Annotated in this window: 17 protein-coding genes and 1 pseudogene; 13 read left to right on the top strand and 5 right to left on the bottom strand. The window is 36.3% G+C overall.

Features of this window, described 5'->3' with window-relative positions:
* Positions 1–15 precede the first annotated feature (15 nt).
* From C9E89_RS10935 to htpG, 3 genes are all read left to right on the top strand, one after another.
* On the top strand, positions 16–597 hold the full coding sequence (locus C9E89_RS10935) for an OmpW/AlkL family protein (protein ID WP_107008389.1): 582 nt from the start codon (positions 16–18) through the stop codon (positions 595–597).
* A 166-nt stretch (positions 598–763) separates the two neighbouring features.
* Entirely contained in the window at positions 764–1,114 is a 351-nt protein-coding gene (locus C9E89_RS10930; protein WP_107008426.1) for a lysozyme inhibitor LprI family protein, read from the top strand.
* Between the two features lie 91 nt (positions 1,115–1,205).
* Complete coding sequence (gene htpG, locus C9E89_RS10925) at positions 1,206–3,125, top strand: molecular chaperone HtpG (RefSeq protein WP_107008388.1); 1,920 nt, start codon at positions 1,206–1,208, stop codon at positions 3,123–3,125.
* A gap of 71 nt (positions 3,126–3,196) precedes the next feature.
* On the opposite strand, the pseudogene C9E89_RS10920 reads toward htpG, so the two are convergent.
* A pseudogene (locus tag C9E89_RS10920) lies at positions 3,197–4,186 on the bottom strand (hypothetical protein); the annotation flags it as partial.
* Positions 4,187–4,589: 403 nt separating this feature from the next.
* Positions 4,590–4,826 carry a hypothetical protein gene (locus tag C9E89_RS10915; RefSeq protein ID WP_107008386.1) on the bottom strand — a complete coding sequence of 79 codons (237 nt, stop codon included), beginning with the start codon at positions 4,824–4,826 and terminating at the stop codon, positions 4,590–4,592.
* 779 nt (positions 4,827–5,605) lie between these two features.
* Between C9E89_RS10915 and C9E89_RS10910 the strand changes: the two genes are divergently transcribed.
* Positions 5,606–5,806, top strand: a complete 201-nt coding sequence (locus C9E89_RS10910; protein WP_107008385.1) for a dodecin family protein — start codon at positions 5,606–5,608, stop codon at positions 5,804–5,806.
* 82 nt (positions 5,807–5,888) lie between these two features.
* On the opposite strand, the gene C9E89_RS10905 is transcribed toward C9E89_RS10910, so the two are convergent.
* Positions 5,889–6,590, bottom strand: a complete 702-nt coding sequence (locus tag C9E89_RS10905) for a DsbA family oxidoreductase (RefSeq protein ID WP_107008384.1) — start codon at positions 6,588–6,590, stop codon at positions 5,889–5,891.
* A 191-nt stretch (positions 6,591–6,781) separates the two neighbouring features.
* Between C9E89_RS10905 and C9E89_RS10900 the strand changes: the two genes are divergently transcribed.
* Positions 6,782–7,531, top strand: a complete 750-nt coding sequence (locus C9E89_RS10900) for a hypothetical protein (RefSeq protein ID WP_107008383.1) — start codon at positions 6,782–6,784, stop codon at positions 7,529–7,531.
* A 143-nt stretch (positions 7,532–7,674) separates the two neighbouring features.
* A complete protein-coding gene (locus C9E89_RS10895) occupies positions 7,675–10,716 on the top strand; it encodes an HD domain-containing protein (RefSeq protein WP_107008382.1) in 3,042 nt (1,013 codons plus the stop codon).
* A gap of 53 nt (positions 10,717–10,769) precedes the next feature.
* Here the strand turns inward: C9E89_RS10895 and fadA are convergent, their stop codons facing one another.
* A complete protein-coding gene (gene fadA / locus C9E89_RS10890; RefSeq protein WP_107008381.1) occupies positions 10,770–11,942 on the bottom strand; it encodes an acetyl-CoA C-acyltransferase FadA in 1,173 nt (390 codons plus the stop codon).
* A 12-nt stretch (positions 11,943–11,954) separates the two neighbouring features.
* Positions 11,955–14,108 (bottom strand): fatty acid oxidation complex subunit alpha FadB, encoded by a 2,154-nt coding sequence (fadB, locus tag C9E89_RS10885; RefSeq protein WP_107008380.1) that lies wholly within the window; start codon positions 14,106–14,108, stop codon positions 11,955–11,957.
* Between the two features lie 439 nt (positions 14,109–14,547).
* On the opposite strand from fadB, the gene C9E89_RS10880 reads away from it, so the two are divergent.
* From C9E89_RS10880 to pgsA, 7 genes are all read left to right on the top strand, one after another.
* On the top strand, positions 14,548–15,528 hold the full coding sequence (locus C9E89_RS10880) for a hypothetical protein (RefSeq protein WP_107008379.1): 981 nt from the start codon (positions 14,548–14,550) through the stop codon (positions 15,526–15,528).
* Between the two features lie 229 nt (positions 15,529–15,757).
* The gene (gene lpxO, locus C9E89_RS10875; RefSeq protein WP_107008378.1) at positions 15,758–16,672 is read left to right on the top strand and encodes a lipid A hydroxylase LpxO; all 915 of its coding nucleotides are present in this window, start codon (positions 15,758–15,760) and stop codon (positions 16,670–16,672) included.
* Positions 16,673–16,813: 141 nt separating this feature from the next.
* Positions 16,814–17,437: a PH domain-containing protein gene (locus C9E89_RS10870; RefSeq protein WP_107008377.1), complete on the top strand. Its 624-nt coding sequence runs from the start codon at positions 16,814–16,816 to the stop codon at positions 17,435–17,437.
* Between the two features lie 420 nt (positions 17,438–17,857).
* The gene (uvrC, locus tag C9E89_RS10865) at positions 17,858–19,657 is read left to right on the top strand and encodes an excinuclease ABC subunit UvrC (RefSeq protein ID WP_107008376.1); all 1,800 of its coding nucleotides are present in this window, start codon (positions 17,858–17,860) and stop codon (positions 19,655–19,657) included.
* Between the two features lie 60 nt (positions 19,658–19,717).
* The gene (locus tag C9E89_RS10860) at positions 19,718–20,038 is read left to right on the top strand and encodes a DOPA 4,5-dioxygenase family protein (RefSeq protein WP_107008375.1); all 321 of its coding nucleotides are present in this window, start codon (positions 19,718–19,720) and stop codon (positions 20,036–20,038) included.
* Between the two features lie 110 nt (positions 20,039–20,148).
* Positions 20,149–20,946, top strand: coding sequence for a thioesterase family protein (locus C9E89_RS10855; RefSeq protein WP_107008374.1), 798 nt, complete (start codon positions 20,149–20,151; stop codon positions 20,944–20,946).
* A gap of 106 nt (positions 20,947–21,052) precedes the next feature.
* Positions 21,053–21,640 (top strand): CDP-diacylglycerol--glycerol-3-phosphate 3-phosphatidyltransferase, encoded by a 588-nt coding sequence (gene pgsA / locus C9E89_RS10850; protein WP_107008373.1) that lies wholly within the window; start codon positions 21,053–21,055, stop codon positions 21,638–21,640.

Raw genomic sequence — 21,640 nt, 5'->3', positions numbered from 1 at the left:
GGGGAATTTTTAAAAATGTTAAAACAAATTGCACTTATTTCATTAATGGGGATTTCAACACTTTCTTTTGCTGATTGGCAAGTGAAAGTAGGTGGTTCTTTAATTTCACCTACACAAGATACAACGATCGCACCTGGAGCAGTTGTAAAAGCTGATCATGAGCTTGCGTTCACACCATCTGTAGAATATATCTTTGGTGAAACACCATTTTCTGCTGAATTATTGTTAGCTACTCCAATTGCGCATGATGTTTTATTAAATGATGAAAAAGTTGCTAAAATTAAACATTTGCCGCCAACAGTAACATTGAAATATAACTTGAAAAATTCTTCACCATTTACGCCATATGTAGGTGTTGGTGGTACTGCATTTGTTGCATGGGATGAGTCGGGTGTTGCAAAAGACGTTAAAGAAGACTTTGGTTTTGCAGGTCAGATTGGTGTGAACTTCAAACCTGCTGATGCAAAAAATTGGGGTGTATTCTTTGATGCTCGTTATGCACAGTTAAGCCCTGAAGTTACATTAGTAGATGGAACTAAATTCGATTTAGACATCGACCCAATTGTGTATACATTAGGTTATAGCTATAAATTCTAAGTTTTAGAATAAGTTATTTCATTTGAAAAACCTCAGTAATTTGCTGGGGTTTTTTATTTAAAAGTCTGTATCAGCATAAAATACTGAAAAAAGAGCAAAAAAAGCATATAAAACGGTAATGAAATTTCTTATGCTTAAATTCTAGCGATATGGAAGAATGTTTAAAATGATCAATAAAAAATTATGTGGAGTCATTTATTTAGCAAGTATTTTTTTACTATCAAATACACAAGCTGCGAGTTTTAAATGTGATGCAGCGAAAACCAAAACAGAACATGCAATATGTGAGCATCGAGTTTTAAATGATGCCGATGTCAAAATGGCAACGACTTATAATATTATCCGCAAACTGGTTCCTATGGGCACACGTGGCGTCATTCAAGATCAACAAGTTAAATGGTTGCAACTGAGAGATCAGTGTCAAGATAATGTAAAATGTCTTAGTGATGTTTATCAAATGCGTCAACAAAAGCTCGATATCTATATGGATCGTGTGTATAAGCAAGGTCCTTTTTAAAAAAAATTAACATCTGCTATTGAAATATTCTTAAGTCACTCCATTTCTAAAGCATTCAATAAAAATGTGTTATGAATTTAAGGAGTGATTTATGAGCGAGCAAAGCGCACAAAAGCATAGTTTTCAGGCAGAAGTTGCCCAACTTTTACATCTGGTGACGCATTCTCTCTATTCCAACCCTGAAATTTTCTTACGTGAACTCATCTCAAATGCCTCAGATGCATGCGATAAATTACGTTTTGAAGGGATTAATCATCCTGAATATTATGAAAATGATCCAGATTTGCATGTTCGTGTCAGCTTGGACAAAGAAGCAAAAACCATCACCATTTCAGACAATGGTATTGGTTTAAGCCAGCAGGAAGCGATTGATAACTTAGGTACCATTGCCAAGTCAGGCACCAAAGACTTTATGTCAAAACTTTCAGGTGATCAAAAATCTGATGCGCAACTGATTGGTCAGTTTGGTGTAGGTTTCTATTCTGGCTTTATTGTGGCTGAAAAAATTACGGTTGAATCACGTCGTGCAGGTTTAGATACTGCTGAAGGTGTACGCTGGATTAGTGGTGGTACAGGTGATTTTGAAGTTGAAGTGATCAATAAGGCTTCACGTGGAACAGATATTATTCTGCATTTACGTGATGATGCTTTGGATTATCTGGAAAGTTATAAAGTTAAACAAATCATCAATAAATATTCTGATCACATCAGCTTGCCAATCGAAATGCAAAAAGAAGTATGGCAGGAAGAAGAAGTCGCTGAGGGTGAAGAACCTAAAGGCGGTCAGTATGTGAAAACGGATGAGTGGGAGGCGATTAACTCAGCAAGTGCTTTATGGACACGCAATAAATCTGAAATTACTGAAGAGCAATATGTTGAGTTCTATAAGAACTTAACCCATGACTTTGAAGCGCCATTGGCTTGGGCACATAACCGTGTGGAAGGCAGCACTGAATATACCCAGTTGCTTTATATTCCGTCTAAAGCACCAGGTAACATCTTTACCCGTGAAGCCAAAGCAGGCATCAAACTCTATGTTAAACGTGTGTTTATCATGGATGATGCAGACAACTTGATTCCGAACTATTTACGCTTTGTACAAGGTGTGGTGGACAGCGCCGATTTGCCATTGAACGTGAGTCGTGAGTTATTGCAAGAAAGCCGTGACGTCAAAACCATTCGTGAGGGCAATACCCGCCGTGTGTTGACTACTCTGGATGGACTGGCTAAATCGGAAGATGCAGCAGATCAAGAGAAATTCAAAACTTTCTATGCTGAATTTGGTTCAGTGATCAAAGAAGGTTTGGGCGAAGACATGGGCAACCGTGAGCGTATTCTTAAATTATTACGCTTCTCGACCTCGAACAATGATGAAGTTTCAACCTCACTCGAAGCTTATAAAGCACGTATGAAAGAAGGGCAAAAAGCCATTTACTACGTGACTGCGGACAGTCTGGCTGCTGCGAAAAACTCACCACAACTTGAATTGTTCCGTAAAAAAGACATTGAAGTATTGTTAATGGCGGATCGTGTTGATGAGTGGGCAATGGAGTTCGTTAATGAATTCGATGGCACACCAATGCAAAACGTGGCTAAAGGTGCAGTTGACTTAGGCGATTTACAGGATGCCGAAGAGAAGAAAGCGCTTGAAGCGGCTGCTGAGCAGTTTAAGCCTGTGGTTGAAAAGCTGTCTGATTCACTCAAAGCCAAAACCAAAGAAGTACGTGTAACAACACGTTTGGTGGACTCGCCTGCATGTTTGGTGACGGGTGATGGTGAACTTTCTCCGCAATTGGTGCGTATGCTGAAACAGGCAGGGCAGGCAGTTCCTGAGTCTAAGCCGATTCTTGAAATTAATCCTGAACATCCATTGGTGAAAAAACTCGAAGGCTCTGCGCAGTTTGATGATTTGGCGAATGTCATCTTTGATCAGGCAGTGATTGCAGAAGGTGGTTTACCAGATGATCCTGCTGAATATATCAAACGTATTAACAGTTTATTATTGAAATAAGTCGTAAAATGTTGGAAGAGAGCCTATCGTAGAGATAGGCTTTTTTTATTTAAATGCAGTGAATATTCATATTAAAATAAAGCTTCTAAACGAGCTAAGGCACTTGGATAATGACTTCGATCTTCACGATGATCGTTAAAATAGTTTAAATCACCTTGTACATAAAACCATTCACGCCATAAGGGTTGGCGCCAAGATATAAAAGGTCCCCAACTATTCAAACGTAATTGTTCATCATTATAAAAACCGCCTGTATATATACCGTAGTTAAAACGATTTCCCTTAAAAAACTGATGTTGACGATAAGTACGGTTGTCCCATGTTAAGTCATCATCTTGCTCATCTGCATAAGTAATATAAAACTGATTCGATAAAAAAGCTTGGTTAGGACGAGCATGTGTTAACTCTAAATTGGTACGTAAATAGTTTTCACTATCAATGCCATAACGGTAAATTTGCTCTGCATGAAAATAAAAGTCATTGCTTAAGGTCCAATCTTTTTCAGCTTTTAAACGGGCATAAATATCACTACCAGAACGAATACCTAAATCGGCATCGACCTCAAAAGGTAAACGCTTAGATAACTGTGACCAACGTAACGCAATTGAACTGTTATCATCACGAATACGTTTACCATCAATCGACTTATCAGAAGTACTATTGGGGTTTTCATTGGTAATGGCAATATTATTTTGAATCTCATTATCTAGAGAGTCATCACCAAATACGACACTGAGGCGATTTTCCAGTGCAGGTAATTTTATTTTGCCTCGAATACGAGGTTTAAATTCATAACCGTCATGTTCGTTCCAACGGTTATCTAACAAAATACGTAAAGTTGCAGAGGCAGGGTCATTAGGATCAGTTTCTCCAAACCAATTATTCATACGGTTTGCAGTACGATCAGCCCAATTGCGGATTCCTTTTTGTTTTTGATCTATCCATGTTGAATTTTCTGTTAACTCAGTATGAGGAACAATAGGTTCATCAGATTGAGCAGGTAAAATATTGGGTGTAGCGTCTAATAATTTAGGGATATAGTCCAGAACATTAAAATCTGTTTCTAAGGCAGGAGGTGGAATATAAACAGGCGGTACTGCGCTTGAATTTTTTTCCTGATCAGCATAGCTATACGCACTGCATAAACAGCTAAATAGTAGGATATAAACTTTATTGAATGGAACGGAGAGTGTAATATTTTCCATAATATTCTGTATTCAACTATTTGATTTAAAATAAAATACTTATAAATTTCATTCAAGCCATTGAATGAATAAAGAAAATTATAGTTGATTTTTCAATAGATGCATGCGCATTAATTTACAAATTACATCTTTATTACAATAAACAAGCGTTTGAGTCTGGTTGGCATATCAGTGACATCCCTTATTTTATACAAAATAAGGGATGGTGACGTGTTTAACAGCATGAGAGGGGCTATATTGAGTTAGTTAAAGGTCATATTTAGGTTGTTTGAGTACAATATTTCTTTTCATATACTTTTCCTGCAATTCCTCCAACCAAGGCACCACTAAAAGTTCCAAAAATTGGCAAAATACTGCCTGCAACTGCACCAATCAAGACACCTTTTACAGTCGGAGAAAAACGTGATTTCTTGTCTTTTTGTGCTTCTGTTGGAGTTGAATCTTTTAGAGTTGAATCATGGGAATAAAGATCAGGAGTTTGGTTTGTATCAGTCATAATATCTCTCTTAGTTTCAAGTTGTTAAAAGAAAATTTCATGATGAAATCATTTAAATCACATGAAGTATTTAAACATCATAAGCCGACTATACTGAGATATGCTGTAGTGACGCTGTAAATTTTTCTTGGCTTTTGGTTACACCTGATCTGATTAAGTAAATAAAATACGACAATGTGTACAATGATTAAAATACAAACTTTTAAAGTTTAAAAATAGTGGAATGGTCTAGTTTTATAAATAAATGAAATCATAAAAAATATGTTTATAGAAACTAAAAATCCTCCATAAAGGAGGATCTCTAGTCTTATAGAATAAGAAAATATAAAAGAAACTTACAGCGCATGAATTCGTTGAACTAAATTCTGTATATAGAATATAACAAGTTTTATCAGATGAATAGTCCTGTAAAATGATAACTAGAGCACTATAAATGGCATGAAGTGACAATTTTTGTAAAATCTTGGAATAATATGAACATGTATTTCAAATACTTGTTATAAAAAAATCTTTGATTTAATGAAATTTTTTAGAAAAATTTATTTAAAAGCTGTTGTTATTTAAAGAAATTATGTTAAAAACTGACAAAAAAATTCGACTAAATAAAAAAATTAATAGGGTAAAAAACATACATATCTAGGTAATTATTTTACAAATAAGTTGAATAATATTGGAATTGTGCAAATTTTGTAAGATGATGTTGGTTGTTTTTTAATCCAAATTGAAAAGCTTGCAGAATCGCTTATGCTCAATTTTTATCTACAAAAGTGAGTGTCTCTATGGCGATTGCAAAAGTGGTTGAAGTGAATTCAAGTAGTGCTAAAAGTTTTGAAGATGCAATACAAACAGGAATTCAAAAGGTCACTGAAACTGTAAAAAATGTACAAGGTGCTTGGATTAATGAACAAAAAGTCATTATTAAAGACAATAAAATTACAGAATATCGAGTGAATCTCAAAATTAGTTTCTTGGTTGAATAAATTGATTGATCATCTATATATTTGCTCTAAATAAAAGCCCAATCTATAAGAATGGGCTTTTTATATGAAAAATTAAAACAAATTATTTAGCATCTGGCGTTTCACAAGATTCATCATTACATACTGCATTTGGCTCTGCGCTGATGTCATTTTGAATCGTTTCAGAAGCTTTTTCTAAAACTTGCACAAAAACTTCACGTGGTTGAGCGCCTGCAAGTGCGACACGTTGGTCAAAAACAAAAAATGGCACGCCTGTGACTTTGAGTTGTTCACGCGCAACTTCTTGGTCAAATTTAACAAAATCTGCAAACTCATCAGAGTTGAGTACATCATCCACTTCTACAGGATTTAAGCCAATACGTGAAGCAACGTCTTCAATCGTTTCACGCTCACCAATTGGCAAGCCTTGTGTCATATAGCTATAGAAAAATGCTTCTTTTGCTTCTGAGCCTAAACCTTTGCTTTGTGCAAGGTGAATAATACGATGCGCATTAAAAGTATTGCCTGAATTGGCATTTTCCCAATTAAAATCAATACCTTCTTCTTTTGCCATTGCGGCAATATTACGTTGCATTTCTTCAACTTCAGCTAAGCTACGACCATATTTTTGAGCAAGGCGTTCAGAGTTTGAAATTTCTTGGCGTGGTGGTGCTTCTGGATCAAGTTCAAAACTATGCCAATGCACTTCAAGTTCAATACCAACTTGTTGTGCTGCTGCTTCTAAACGTTTTTTGCCAATATAACAAAATGGGCATACAACATCTGACCAAATATCTACACGCATGGGAAATCTCTAAAACTATAAAGGTTAATGAGGAGGGTAGCGTCATCATTGTTGGATTTAAAGTATTTTTTGGCAAATGGCAGATTTTTGGTCAGATTATGTAGAGAAATAGCAGTTATTTTTGCATAAATATTATACAGTTTTGCAAAATTTAAGTTACTCTACATTTTTTATTCGGAACTAAATTCTACATGCGTCGAATTGTGAGTGTTGTCATTGTGATTATTTTAGGTATTGCGAGTTATTTATTTTATGAGCATACCACTTTAAAGCAGCAAGAAGCACAGCGCCAAATGTTTGACATTGTCATGTCTGAAAAAATGCGTCATTTATATGAAAATGCACAGGATTGGTCAAAACCTGTCAGCCTTGATGTTCATGATGAACGTTTAAAAGGTGATTATAAAATTTTATCTGAATTTGTTTTAAATTATTGGCTTAAAAATATTGAAACTCGTAATACCTATTTACGTGATTTAGCCGCAGCAAAATGGAATTATTTTTTGGATATTAATCGTTTAGATGCTGATCGCAAGAAAAATTTTGTTGAAACTGAGCAAATGTTACAAGCAGTACGTAGAATTACGACGCAATACCAAAAACAAAATTTAGTAGATAAACAAGAAGCCTTGGCAAAGGTTAAAGAGCTCAAGATTGAGCAAAACCTAAAACAATCTATGCAAGAAAAACTGGAAAAGAATTTAAAATTAGATCAAGAAAGCGCATTAATTTTATTAGAGCTGAAAATTTTAGATAAAGCTGAACAAATGTTTGTGTTGTTGAAAGAAAATGATTGGCATAAGGAAAATGGGCAGATCATGTTCCAAAAAGATACGCAAGTGAAGCAGTTTAATGCGTTGTATCAGGATGTTTTAAACTTAAATAAAGAGATTGAACAGAAGAAAAAACAAAATGCAGAAGAGATTGAAGAGGAGTTGTGAGATTTAGTTTTAAGCTAATCAGTTGATTGGCTTTTTTGTTTTCATCACGTTACTACTTAAAATTTTAAAAATAGTTAAATACTTATTTTAATGAATAAATTTGCTAATATCTTTGTAACTTTATAATAAATTGATGTAGAGCTATGAGCACGAATTTAATCGCCCACTTAAAGAAAAAATGTGAAGAAGATGGAAACGTAGCAATTTTATTTGCACAGTGGGAGTTTGATCAAAAGCTTGTAGGGAAAGCATTAGAAAATATTGGTGGTTTTTATCCACATTTTAGTAATCATAACGCTTCACATTCACAGCAAATTTTAGTCAATATTGAACGAATTTTAGGTGATGATATTGATTTACTCAGTGCCACGGATACATGGTTAATTCTTGAGGCAGCATATTGGCATGATGTCGGTATGTTAGTCGACGCTAAAAATGCAAAAGAAGTTCATATGAATTCTGATTTCAATTTCATGATTCAAACGATTGCGAATGAAAAAGGACATGATCTTCAAAAATTTTGCCAAGCCTATGTTGAGCAAAATTGGTTATCGGCTGTTGGTACTGAAAGTCACCCTTTTGACGGTATTGAAAAGTATCGTCAGTTAGTTGCGGAATGGTTTAGACGTGGGCATGACAAGCGTATTGGTAAAATTGTAGAAGATCCTTTTAAAGATTTAGGAATAACTTCACCTCGGACAGAGTTATTACCTAATCGCATTTATCGCTATTTAGGGCAGATTTGTGTTTCTCATGGTATGAATTTTGATACTTTGATAGAAACACTACCGTATAAACAAACTGGTTTGGGTACTGAAGACTGCCATCCTCGTTTTATAGGATGTTTACTCCGTTTAGGTGATTTATTCGATTTGGATGACAATCGTTTTTGTCCTGTGATGGCAAAGCATGTCAGTAATATGCCTTCTGTTAGTAAACATCATCATGATAAGCATTTGTCGTTACGTGAATTTCAACTTGATAAAAGAACAGTTAAGCTTGTTGCTGAATGTTCAGATGAAATGTCTTATGTCGAAACACAAAATTGGTTTGGATGGATCCGAGAAGAATTTCAAAATCAGATGTCACAATGGAATTTGATTGTACCAAGTTTAAAATTCGGTTCTCTTCCTACTATTGAACAATTAGATGTAAAAATGCAAGGAAATAAGGTTTTATTAAGTAATAAGCCGATGAAGTTTTCTATTGATGAAAATAATGCTATAGAAATACTTGAAGGGAGTGGTTTCTATAAAAATGATACTAATATTTATAGAGAATTAATCCAAAATGCAATAGATGCAACTCTAATGCGTGTTTGGATTCAGCATTCTAAAAGTAAAGAGAATAAATTACTAAAAAACTCTCATCCATTTGATAAGAAAACACAAGAAATACTGAATAAATATCCTATTACTATCGATTTTAAAAAAATAGAAGACATTGATGGTGAAGATGAAAGTATATGGGAATTTGAATTAAAAGATAATGGATGTGGCATATCTTTAAATGATTTGAATTATATGCAAAAAATAGCAGGTTCTAGTAAAAATATAAATCGACAAAAAATAATAGAAAGTATGCCTCGATGGCTTCGCCCATCGGGGCAATTCGGTATAGGTATGCATAGTGCATTCCTACTTATGAAAAATTTATCAGAAGATGAGCAGAAGATAGTTTTAACTACAAAAAGTATTTACACGAATAAGGCTTATGAAGTTGAAATGTATTCTCCTTTAAGTAAGAGTAAAGGGTATTGCTTTATTAAAGAATTGAGTGATAGTAGTGATATATCTTATGGGACAACCATTAAATTAAAATTGAAAGTTATTAGGCGTGGACGGAAATATTATTCAAATCACTCTAAACTATATAAATATTTAGAAAAAAATTATGATCCTTTATTAGAAGAAACTTTTGATAAGTTACACATTGCGACGCAATTAGATGATATTTATAATGATGTAGCTAAATTTTCACCAATAAGTATCAAGTTTGGTGATTTCTGGCAGAAAAATTTAGATATTATTTATAGCAATGAGTTTACGGATAAAAAAAGTCATAAATGGATTTGGTTGGAGCATGAACAACTGTATTTCTATGTAAGTACTAATGGCGATAGTCTTTCTGATTTTAGTGGCGGATGGAATGCTTGGTTTAAAGGTCAACATGTTGATAGATTAAATACTGGAATATACGATGTCTTTAACTTTTCTATTATATTCTATGGCTTAGATGCAAAATCAAGTTTAAATGTGGATAGGAAAAGTTGGAAAAATGATTTTATAAGAAAGATTCAAAAGAATAATTTTTTTGAGAATTTAAATTATTCGGTATTGGAATTACATTATGAAGAATTAAAAGAAATGTTAGAGGATGATTTGAAGCTTAGTCTTTTTAGCTACTTATATGATCCAGAAAATAAGTTGAAAAAAATAGATCAAAACTTTTGGAAAAATATGAAGCTTTTCTCTAAAAGATTAACATATGGAAATTATAATGAGAATTGTGGCTTATATGAAAATTCTTTTAATGAGTTACTTGAATTGGATAGTTTTTCTATTGTTGATATAAGATCAAGCAATAAAATTGAGGAAAAATTTAGTGTAAATGACATACTTATTGATACAAATCAATTTCGTTCTTGGGCTATGAATGATTTTAATGAATGCTGGTATAAAAATAATGGAATTATTGAAGAAAAAAGAATGGGACGCTTTAATCAGCAAGTATATTCGAAAAATACATTAGAATTAGATAGCAACTATAAAATAATTAATGATATGAATACTTTTTTAGAATCACCAGATAAAAGACAATTTTATAACGATGAGTGGTTAGAGCTTCCGTTTTTTCAAAAATTTAAACCATTATTTTGCAGATCAGAATTAGCTATTCGTCTAGCAGGTATTCAGAACACCAAGAAACTTCTTATTTTACCACTTTTGTTTGAATGGGAAAATGCAAGTGATGAAGATATTTTAAACTTCAAAAAAAGTATTAATCATTTAAATGTAAGCTTAAATTATTTTGATGAAATAGTAATTGATTCATGGAATGCAAGAGATATTATGTATGATGATATGACTCAAGAAGATTACCATAATTTATTTAAAGAACTTCTAGATGAACTTGATATTTTATTAGAAGCTAATAATGTGTGGAAAATAGCTAGAAAGATATAAGTAAAAAAACCCCGCAATAAGCGGGGTTCTTTTTATCGGAGTTTAATTAAAAATTAAACACGTTCGATAATTGTCGCGATACCTTGACCAAGACCGATACACATGGTCGCAAGACCGATTTGAGTATCTTGTTGCTCCATTACGTTAAGCAATGTCGTTGTAATACGTGCACCAGAACAACCCAATGGGTGACCTAACGCAATCGCACCACCGTTCAAGTTAATGATGTCTTGTTTGTCATAGATGTTCAAACCTTTCATTACAGAAAGACCTTGAGCAGCAAACGCTTCGTTCAACTCGATGGTTTGGATATCATCCATTGTTAAACCTGCACGTTTCAGTGCTTTTTGAGTCGCAGGAACAGGACCATAACCCATGATCGCAGCATCACAACCTGCAATTGCCATAGAGCGAATCACAGCACGTGGCTTAAGACCCAAAGCTTGCGCACGTTCAGCAGACATCAACAACATTGCAGATGCACCATCAGACAATGCAGAAGAAGTCGCAGCCGTTACCGTACCACCTTTAGGATCAAATACAGGACGTAAACCTTGGAATGCTTCAAGGTTAGCATCTGGACGAATCACTTCATCGATATCACATAGGATTTTGAAACCATTGGCATCATGACCTTCAACACCTACGATTTCGTTTTTGAAACGACCTTCTTGTGTAGCAGCCCAAGCACGGCGATGAGATTCAACACCAAATGCGTCTTGTTCTTCACGACTAATGCCATTCATACGACCTAACATTTCAGCCGTTAAGCCCATCATGTTAGACGCTTTTGCATAGTGTTTAGATGCTTCAGGGTTTAGGTCGATACCGTGCATCATGCCAACGTGACCCATATGCTCAACACCACCGATGATGAAAATATCACCTTGGTTGGTTGCAATTTGAGCCGCAGCAGTGTGGATTGACTGCATAGAAGAACCACAAAGACGGTTAACCGTTTGACCACCAACAGTCTTAGGAAGATCTGCCAATAACACGATGTTACGAGCAATGTTCATACCTTGCTCTAAAGTTTGGTTAACACAACCCCAGATCACATCTTCAACTTCGTTGACATCAAATTGGTTACGAGCAACTAAAGCACGAACTAACTCAGCAGATAAGCTGTCAGCACGTACATTGCGGAACATACCGTTTTTGGTTTTACCCATTGCAGAACGTACGCCATCAACGATGACAACGTCACGCGGATTTAAAGTAGCCATTCACGTCGCTCCTTAACCGTAGAATTTTTTGTTGTTAGCAGCCATGTCACGCAACATCTGTGGCGCTTCATAAGCCTTACCTAAGTGTGCATACTTGTCGCAAAGTGCAACGTATTCAGCAACACCTGTCTGGTCGATATAACGTGCTGGACCGCCACGGAATGGAGGGAAACCTACACCCATGATCATCGCCATATCTGCTTCGTTTGGTGTCGCAACAATGTTGTCTTCTAAGCAACGAACAGTTTCGTTACAGAATGCAAGCATCATACGGTCAATGATTTCCTGAGCATCAAACTCACGTTTTTCACCCGTAACACCTGATGCAATCACGTCATACGCTGTTGGATCAACAGTTTTCGCTTTCTTACCTTTTTTGTCTAAAACGTATTTATAGAAACCGACATCGTTCTTTTGACCTAGGCGTTTTGCTTCATACATCGCTTGGATTGAACCTTTATAATCAGGTTTCATACGGTCTGGGAAGCCTTCAGCCATGACTTCTGCACCATGAACGCCCGTGTCGATACCGACAACGTCCATCAAGTAAGCAGGACCCATAGGCCAACCGAATTTTTCCATCACTTTATCGATTTGTTGGAAGTCAGCACCATCTTTAAGCAGAAGGTCAAACGCACCGAAGTAAGGGAACAATACACGGTTTACAAGGAAGCCCGGGCAGTCGTTGACAACGATTGGTGTTTTACCCATTTTTTGAGCTAACACAACAGTGGTTGCAATTGCTTCTTCAGAGGTTTTTTCACCACGGATCACTTCAACCAAAGGCATCATGTGAACTGGGTTGAAGAAGTGCATGCCGACAAAGTTTTCAGGACGAGCCAATGCATTTGCAAGACGCGTGATTGAAATTGTTGATGTATTTGAAGCAATGATGGTATTTTCACGTACTTTGCTTTCTGTATCTTTAAGAACAGCTTCTTTGATCTTCGGATTTTCAGTGACCGCTTCGATCACGATATCCACTTCTTTAAACTCGTCATAGCTTAAAGTAGGACGGATACGAGCAAGGGTTTCACCCATTTTCGCAGGTGTTAAACGCTTACGTTCAACTTGTTTAGTCAACAAGCCATTTGCTTCTTTCATACCCAAAGCAAGTTGTGGATTACCAATATCTTTCATGATGATTGGTGTACCTTTGCTTGCCGCTTGGTAAGCGATACCACCACCCATGATACCCGCACCTAAAACAGCTGCTTGGTTGACAGGATGAGCACCTTTCTCATGTTTCTTCGAGGCTTTTTTCACAACTTGGTCATTGATGAATAAACCGATCAATGCACCTGCTTGTGGTGTAATCGCAGCTTTAGCAAATGCTTCAGCTTCAATTTTCAATGCTGCATCACGACCTTGGCTGACACCTGCTTGCAGTGAATCAAGAAGAAGTTTAGGCGCAGGGTATTGTGCAGGGTTTGCTTTCGCAAGAACCACACCTTTAGATGAGTTAAACGCCATCATTTGTTCAAGCATGTCGAGTTTAACAGGCTCTAATTTTTCTTGACGTTTTGCTTTCCAGTCTAAACGACCAGAGATTGCTTGTTTAACAAGATCAATCGCAGCGTCTTGAAGTTTGTCTGCAGCAACAACCGCATCTACAGCACCATCTTTGAGTGCAGCAGCAGGTTTTTTGTTTGCTGACGTTGCAATCCACTCGACAGCATTGTCGATACCAATCACACGGCTTAAACGAACAGTACCACCGAAACCAGGAATGATCCCAAGTTTAACTTCCGGTAGACCGACTACAGCTGCTTCAGACATGACACGATAGTCACACACTAAGCACATTTCAAAACCGCCGCCTAATGCAATCCCATTGATCGCAGCGACTTTAGGAATATCTAAATCTTCAAAAGCATTGAAAATTTCGTGAACAGGCATTGCCCATTCCACGATTGCGCTTTCGCCTTGTTTAAAATTTTCACCGAATTCAGTGATATCTGCACCAACAATAAATGTTGATTTACCACTTGTTACGATTAAACCTTTTACTTCACTGTTATTTTTTACAGCTTCAATAGCGGCTTTAAAATCTTCAATCGTTGCACGGTTGAATTTGTTAACCGACTCACCTTGTAAGTCAAAGCGGAATTCTGCGATTCCGTCCGAAAGCAATTGGACGGTAATGGCATTGCCAGCGTGGATCATGCCCTGATCTCCTTTTTTTGGAGGACTTCTACGTTGATGTTTTGAAGTACATGTGTGTTTTTTCTACACACATTTCGACTTCTCTAATCTTACGATAACTATATCTAAAAAGAACATAACAAGTTGTATCAAGCCGTGACGCAAGGGTCATGAATTTTTTTTTGCATAAATCTCATCATTGATGTTGAGTTTTGATTGTTGTGCTTATATCTATAGTTAATACATTATTTTTATTATAAATTTATGGAAAATACAAATCTTTTTTCATGAAAAAGTGTTTTAAGATGCTTTTATTTATTTGTATTGTTTTGGTCATTTAGGTCAATGCTTGATACAAAAATAATGATTTTGGTTAAACAAAATGCAAAAAGAAAATTGTACTTTTTTTGAGACATAGATATTATTTTAAACTTAAAAATGAGAAATAAGTTGAATACGAATGTTCACAAAAAAATTATTGTTATCTATGGTCGCTACATCTTTTGTTTTGACTGGCTGTGGTGGTGGAGGTGGTTCAGATGACGACTATAACACTGAATCTAAAGACTCTTTAGCAAATGGCACTCGTTATTATTATATACAATACTCAACATCTAAAATTACAGATCGTTTAAGAGCGAGCTATATTGAAGTTCAAAATAAACAATTCAAAGACTCAAAATCAAATAAAGCACTTGGTTATTATCTATTAACTGAAAATAAGCTTTATACACCCAAAGATATTGCACAAAATACAATTGATTTAGATGGTTTAACGCATTGGACATTCAATACCATTGGTGCGGTAAAATCTGATTGGAGATTTGAAAAAGTTAACTTATCAGGCAAAAATATGTTTGATACGGTTTTTCCTGCTTATCGTCAACTTGGTTTTGACAGTGAGAATGCCTATGCTTATGCACGTATTTTCTTAAATAGTTATGGATCAGAGCGTTTTCCAAATGGCAGTAGCTGCTATCGTCTTATTTCTCAAAAAGATCAAGTAGATTCTTTCAACTTTGATGTCAACACTGATAATGAAATTAAGCAGTCTTTTGAAGATTTTGATGATGAAAATCTAATGTATGTTGATCAGCTTAATCAGCAAAAAAATGGTTTAAACTATCGTTATGCAAGTGGTATTTGGCAATCAATTCCTTGGTCAACCGTTTATGATTTAGATTTTGGAATAAATCCAAAAGATGGCACAGCCGTTGAGTTCCAAAATCGACTCTATGCAGCCGAGTTTAATCCAAACTTTGAGCGAACACTTCAACAAGAAGCAAAAGTATTAAATCAATTGCTGACAACTTTGACAGATAAACAGCAGAAACGAAATACTCAATTACGTATCGCAGAAATTAACACAGGTTGTTATATCTATAATGAAACGGCAGCAAAATCTTTAGTTGCATTACGAGGATTAAATTGGGATCGCTAAATTTGATTAAGTGAATATTATTTTATTTGGTTGTGCTATGCCCCTATTTTTATTGAGAAAAGTAGGGGTGTTTTTATGGTAGTGAGTAAGTAAAAAAGGGTAAAGGATAAAAATAATACAGATTTTATTTGTTGCTTTTGCTAAAATTTGATCATCTTAAGGTTCTATCCTTCGAACTTACACCTTTAACAAGGTGCATTCCCCCCCTGAATATTTGAAAGAGTGCTATATGATTAAATGGATCATATTGGCGATTTTTGTGATTTCAGCGTTGTATATCCAAAATCGCGGTAAGGTGCGACATTCGTTTTATCGTCAATTTTTTGACCATTCCACGATCCTCGCACCGATTAATTTCTTAATGTATATGTTCTCTAAAGTGCCAAATCAACCGTATATTGACACTCAACATTTTAAAGACTTAAAAGTGTTGGATGAGAACTGGGAAATGATTCGTGATGAAGCACGAGCTTTATATACACAAGGTGGTATTAAAGCGTCGAGCAGTTATGATGACTTAGGTTTTAATTCATTTTTTAAGACAGGCTGGAAGCGTTTTTATTTAAAATGGTATGACTCCGCACATCCTTCTGCGGCAGATCTTTGCCCAAAAACTACAGCTTTATTAAAAACATTGCCAACCATTAAAGCCGCGATGTTTACAGAGCTTGCGCCTGATAGTCGTTTGGTTCGCCATCGTGATCCTTATGCAGGTTCTTTGCGCTATCATTTGGGTTTAATTACACCCAATGATGACCGCTGTTTTATTGATGTCGATGGGCAAAAATATTCATGGCGTGATGGTGAAAGCGTAGTCTTTGATGAAACCTATATTCATTATGCTGAAAATAAAACTGATCAAAATCGTATCATTTTCTTTGCTGATGTTGAGCGTCCATTAACCACAAAATGGATGGAACGTTTTAATTATTGGTTTGGTAAAAAAGTGATGACTGCAGCGAGTTCACCAAATGAAGCAGGTGATCAAACAGGTGGTTTAAATAAAGTTTTTGGTTATGTTTACCAAATTCGGATCAAAGCCAAAGCATTAAAGAAAACCAATCGTAAATTGTATTATTTTCTAAAATGGTTTTTGATGTTAGGAATTTTCTTCCTTATTTTTGTACGTCCTTATGTTTTTTAAAAGCTCAGTTTGTATTTTATAGAACGCCTTTTGGGGCGTTTTTTTATGGGAAATGATTTTGCAGCTAAATAACAATTTTAAGCTTGTACCGCACACATGAACTGTTAAATTGAGAAGGGTGTTATTGGGATGGAATAAAAAATGTTTAAAAATTTAGCCTCTGAAGTCATGGGAATAAGTGATATTGGGGTCATTATTGAGCCACATGAATTTAATAAAACCGATATTGATGATTATATTTTTCATGAAGACAATGAAAAAATTTTCTTCGTCATTAAAAGTAAGACTGATGAATATTGTTTTACCAATGTGGCTTTTATGCACCTAGATGGTAAAAGTGCCATGAGTAAAAAGCGCATGCTTTACCGTTACTTATATAAACATCATCCAATCAAAAATGTATTGCTTGAAACCGCAGGTACAGTGGATTTAGATGCAGAAATTAAATTTCAACTAGGCGAACAAACATTCTCTATTGATATTGATAAAAAGCAAATCGAAAAAATTCGTGATTTATATAAAGCCTTATTTACCCTTGGTGAAACATGTAGGGAAATTAATCGTAAACGTAATATTTTGCTGCAAAGTAATGAAAATGTGCAAAAAATGTTTAATTTACGTGAGCTGAGTGAGCAAGTGATTTTAAATTTACCTGAAATTATTAATCAAACAGCACATCAAGTTGAAGAATATGCAAACCAGCGTATTAAAGAGATTGAAAATTATGATTTTTCAGAAATTTTTGAGCGATATTTAAGAAACTAGACACCAAGTACTTTACATTTTGTAGTAGATCTTATGCAAAATTAAAGATTAACGTGGTAGTGCTATCGCAGGGCGACATGGATGTCGCCGTTGGACAAGGGCGATAGGATATCCCCTTTTGTCCAACAAAGGATTTTTGTTACTTTTTATCCTTAAAAAGTAAGGCATCACCTACGCAAAAAAGTACAAACTTTGTAATATAAATGAGGCTGTGCTTGAATATTTTTCATTCATTTCAGTATTATCATAATCAGCATACTATTTAGAACATCTCCAAATTTATTTCTTTTGATAAAAATCACTTTTAACAATCAGGTCATTGCTAAATTTATACATTCTGCATAGTTTGTAGAATGAGTGCTTGAAATTGGATGAAAAAGCACGACATTATGCAGTAGAAATGAGAATGATAGGTCAACAGTGAACGAAAACGCACGTGAAAATATCGAAAAGATTTTAGCCAATATGACCACATTGCCGGGTGTCTACAAGATGTTGGGCAAAGATGGTGATTTACTTTATATCGGCAAAGCTAAAAATCTAAAAAATCGTGTGTCGAGTTATTTTGTTAAAACCATTGAACATCCAAAAACGCAGGCGTTGGTTGCACGTATTTATAATATAGAAACACTGATCGTGCGTTCAGAAACCGAAGCTCTATTGCTCGAACAAAACCTGATTAAACTGCACCGTCCACCTTATAACATCATGTTGCGGGACGACAAATCTTACGTCTATATCTTTGTTTCCGCAGATAAACCTTATCCACGAATTGCCGCAGGGCGAGGTAAAGGAAAACATCAGGTCGGTAAGTTTTTTGGACCTTATCCGAGTGCTTATAATGCACGAGATACTTTATTGGTTCTGCAAAAATTATTTAATGTACGTCAATGTGAAAACAGCTATTTTTCACAGCGTAAACGTCCATGTTTACAGTATCAAATCAAGCGTTGTACTGCGCCTTGTGTCGGTCTGATCAGTCCTGAAGCCTATAATGAAGATGTGCAGAACTCGATCCGTTTTTTAAAAGGCGATACCAAAGAACTGAATCAGGAATTGATTCAGAAAATGGAACAAGCGGCAGAAAATTTGGAATTTGAAAAAGCGGTGTTCTATCGCGATCGCATGGCTTTATTACGTGATGTACAGGCACAGCAAGCCATTTATAAAGTCAAAGGCGAAGCGGACATTTTAGCGATTGCTTATCAAGCAGGGGTGACCTGTGTGCAAATCATGCATGTGCGTAACGGTAAAATGTTAGGCGGAAAAAGTTATTTTCCTGACATGCTCGGTGATGATTTGGGGCAAATGCTGTCGGATTTTATGGCAAATTTCTACTTTCAGGTCGCTGATGAAGTGCCGAGTGAGTTGATTGTCAATGTTGCCATTCCCGATCAAAAACAGCTTGAGGAAGGCTTACAACAGCAGTTTGAGCAGAAAATTCAGATTAAACACAGAGTACGTGAAACCCGTGCCGAATGGCTTGAGTTGGCGGAAATGAATGTTCAGCATGCCATTAAAGGCAAGTTAGCCAATCATCTGGAGTTAAATGAACGCTTTCATCAACTGGAAAAAGTCTGTGGACGTCCGATTGACCGCATCGAGTGTTTTGATATTTCGCATACTATGGGCGAAGCGACCATTGCATCCTGTGTGGTTTTTGATGCAGGTGGCGCACGTAAACGTGATTATCGTCAGTTTTCCATTGAAGATATTACAGGCGGTGATGACTATGCCGCAATGCGTCAGGCACTGACCCGACGCTATAAAAAAGCCATGTTACCTGATTTACTGTTGATTGATGGCGGTAAAGGTCAACTCCATATGGCAATGGAAGTCATGCAGGAGCTGGGACTGGAAGCCTTTATGGTCGGTGTGTCCAAAGGTGAAGGACGTAAACCGGGCTTGGAAACCTTACATTTTACGGATGGCACTAAAATTCAGTTGCCTGAGGACAATAAAGCCTTGCATCTGATTCAACAGGTAAGGGATGAGGCGCATCGTTTTGCGATCACGAAACATCGTGCCAAACGAGATAAACGCCGTGGTGGTTCAGTGTTGGAAGCTATTTCGGGACTTGGACCAAAACGCCGTCGTGATTTATTGACCCATTTTGGTGGGATTCAGGGTGTATTGAAAGCCTCTGAAAATGATCTGAAACTTGTGCCCGGCTTGGGTGATGTGATGGCGAGAACTATTTATAAGGTGTTACACGAATAGTCAGTCATTGACTCAAACTTTTTGCAATGCAGGTTTAAACGTTTTGGATGTTATAAATTTATGAAATATCATGCACATATCTATTTTGATTTGACGCAAATTGAGCTGATAGAGTCGCTTTATGTGCAACTACAGCAAGAGTTTGGTGAAACCATGAGTTATGGTCGTATACATCAAAAATTGGTAGGACCACATACCAAACCTATGTTTCAATTGGCATTTGATCAAGCTGTTTTGCCGCAGTTGAAAAATACATTGGATCGTCGTAATTTAGGGTTATCTGTGTTGATTCATCCTTTATGGGAAAATGAATATCTTGCACATACTGAGGGGGCACAGTGGTTAGGTGAACCGCTTGTATTAAATCTTGAAAATTTGTAAGCATTGCAGTATTCATTTGCCGAAATACTCATTGACCCGACAGTCATTGATCATTCACAAGTGAACTATCTATAGGCATAGTAAACCACAACGTTTTAATGAGAAAACCTATGTCTGTATTGGCACAGTTGTATCAGGATATTGAACAAAACAGCGAATTTGAGTTTCCAAAGGGCTGGCTACAAGGACGAACAATCTTTGGTGGTTTGGTGGCAGGCGTGTTGATCCATAAAGCCACACATACCATTGATGACGCTTGCAAAAAACTACTCAGTTGCAGTGTGACTTTTGTCGGACCCATTGAGGAAAAAGCGGTCAGATTGACTGCGGAAATTTTACGTCAGGGTAAGTCTGTCACCACCATCGAAGTACGTTTATGGCAAAATGATGCTGTACAAAGTATTTTAATTGCAAGTTTTGGCAGTCAGCGTGAGTCACGCATTCAGGTTGCACTTGAACCTAAAGTGCCTGCTTTCCCTGCAATAGATGACATTCATGTTTTACCTAAAAACTTGCCATTCCCTGAATGTGTTCAAAATTTCCAACTGGCTTGGACAGATGGGCAATATCCAATGTCAGGCAGTAAAACCCCTGACTTCAAAGGCTTATGCCGTTTTGATCCTAATTTTCATACTCAACGTGCAATGACTTTGCCTGATATTTTAACCTTAATGGATGTATGGCCACCTGGGGTTTTACCGATGTTTCGCAAGCCTGCACCTGCAAGTACATTAACATGGCAAGTGACTTTTGTTCATCCTTTACAAAGCCATTTACATGACTGGTTTAAATATCAAGTGGTTACAGATTATGCAGAGCATGGTTATGCCACTGAACATGCTTATTTGTGGGACAGTGAAAATCGACTTATTGCTATTGCCAGACAGACAGTAACAGTCTTTACCTAGTCGACAGTTTCATGTGAATCGTTTAAAGTATTAACGAAATAGAGCTTTACTCTAAATTACAGTTTGCCTTTTCCATAGGTAAATAGGGGACTTACTGGCGGTGTCTATGACTACAGGTCGTATCCTGAATATTCCAAATATCTTGACGCTAGCTCGTATTGCGTTAATTCCTGTTTTTCTAGCCATCGCTTATTGGCCTCCTGCAATTGGGGTTGGTGGGCATGAAGGTGGCATGACCCGTCATTTGATTTTGACGGCAATTTTTGTAATTGCCGCAATCACAGACTGGTTTGATGGTTATCTCGCTAGAACTTTGAATCAGACTTCTGCTTTTGGGCGGTTTTTAGATCCTGTTGCAGATAAATTGATGGTCGCAGCAGCTTTGATTGTGTTAGTTCAATGGCAGCCTTCTATTGCAATGGCATTTGCTGCGATTGTGATTATTTCACGTGAAATTACCGTTTCAGCATTACGTGAATGGATGGCAGAATTAGGCGCACGCACCAATGTCGCTGTATCTACAGTAGGGAAATATAAAACGGCATTTCAAATGATTGCGATTACAGTATTTTTACTGAATTGGCAACCATTAGAAATGTTAGCTTATGCACTACTTTATACTGCTGTGATCTTGACGCTTTGGTCAATGTTCATTTACCTAAAAGCGGCATGGCCTTATTTAAAACAGCCTTAA

The organism is Acinetobacter sichuanensis (assembly GCF_003024515.2).
GTDB classification, from domain to species: domain Bacteria; phylum Pseudomonadota; class Gammaproteobacteria; order Pseudomonadales; family Moraxellaceae; genus Acinetobacter; species Acinetobacter sichuanensis.
The sequence above is the reverse complement of the archived record's forward strand: the minus strand, read 5'-3'. Positions and strand labels throughout refer to the sequence as shown.

Coding starts and splice junctions, on each gene's coding strand:
- C9E89_RS10935 (WP_107008389.1), top strand. CDS start 16: ATGTTAAAACAAATTGCACTTATTTCATTAATGGGGATTTCAACACTT.
- C9E89_RS10930 (WP_107008426.1), top strand. CDS start 764: ATGATCAATAAAAAATTATGTGGAGTCATTTATTTAGCAAGTATTTTT.
- htpG (WP_107008388.1), top strand. CDS start 1,206: ATGAGCGAGCAAAGCGCACAAAAGCATAGTTTTCAGGCAGAAGTTGCC.
- C9E89_RS10915 (WP_107008386.1), bottom strand. CDS start 4,826: ATGACTGATACAAACCAAACTCCTGATCTTTATTCCCATGATTCAACT.
- C9E89_RS10910 (WP_107008385.1), top strand. CDS start 5,606: ATGGCGATTGCAAAAGTGGTTGAAGTGAATTCAAGTAGTGCTAAAAGT.
- C9E89_RS10905 (WP_107008384.1), bottom strand. CDS start 6,590: ATGCGTGTAGATATTTGGTCAGATGTTGTATGCCCATTTTGTTATATT.
- C9E89_RS10900 (WP_107008383.1), top strand. CDS start 6,782: ATGCGTCGAATTGTGAGTGTTGTCATTGTGATTATTTTAGGTATTGCG.
- C9E89_RS10895 (WP_107008382.1), top strand. CDS start 7,675: ATGAGCACGAATTTAATCGCCCACTTAAAGAAAAAATGTGAAGAAGAT.
- fadA (WP_107008381.1), bottom strand. CDS start 11,942: ATGGCTACTTTAAATCCGCGTGACGTTGTCATCGTTGATGGCGTACGT.
- fadB (WP_107008380.1), bottom strand. CDS start 14,108: ATGATCCACGCTGGCAATGCCATTACCGTCCAATTGCTTTCGGACGGA.
- C9E89_RS10880 (WP_107008379.1), top strand. CDS start 14,548: ATGTTCACAAAAAAATTATTGTTATCTATGGTCGCTACATCTTTTGTT.
- lpxO (WP_107008378.1), top strand. CDS start 15,758: ATGATTAAATGGATCATATTGGCGATTTTTGTGATTTCAGCGTTGTAT.
- C9E89_RS10870 (WP_107008377.1), top strand. CDS start 16,814: ATGTTTAAAAATTTAGCCTCTGAAGTCATGGGAATAAGTGATATTGGG.
- C9E89_RS10860 (WP_107008375.1), top strand. CDS start 19,718: ATGAAATATCATGCACATATCTATTTTGATTTGACGCAAATTGAGCTG.
- C9E89_RS10855 (WP_107008374.1), top strand. CDS start 20,149: ATGTCTGTATTGGCACAGTTGTATCAGGATATTGAACAAAACAGCGAA.
- pgsA (WP_107008373.1), top strand. CDS start 21,053: ATGACTACAGGTCGTATCCTGAATATTCCAAATATCTTGACGCTAGCT.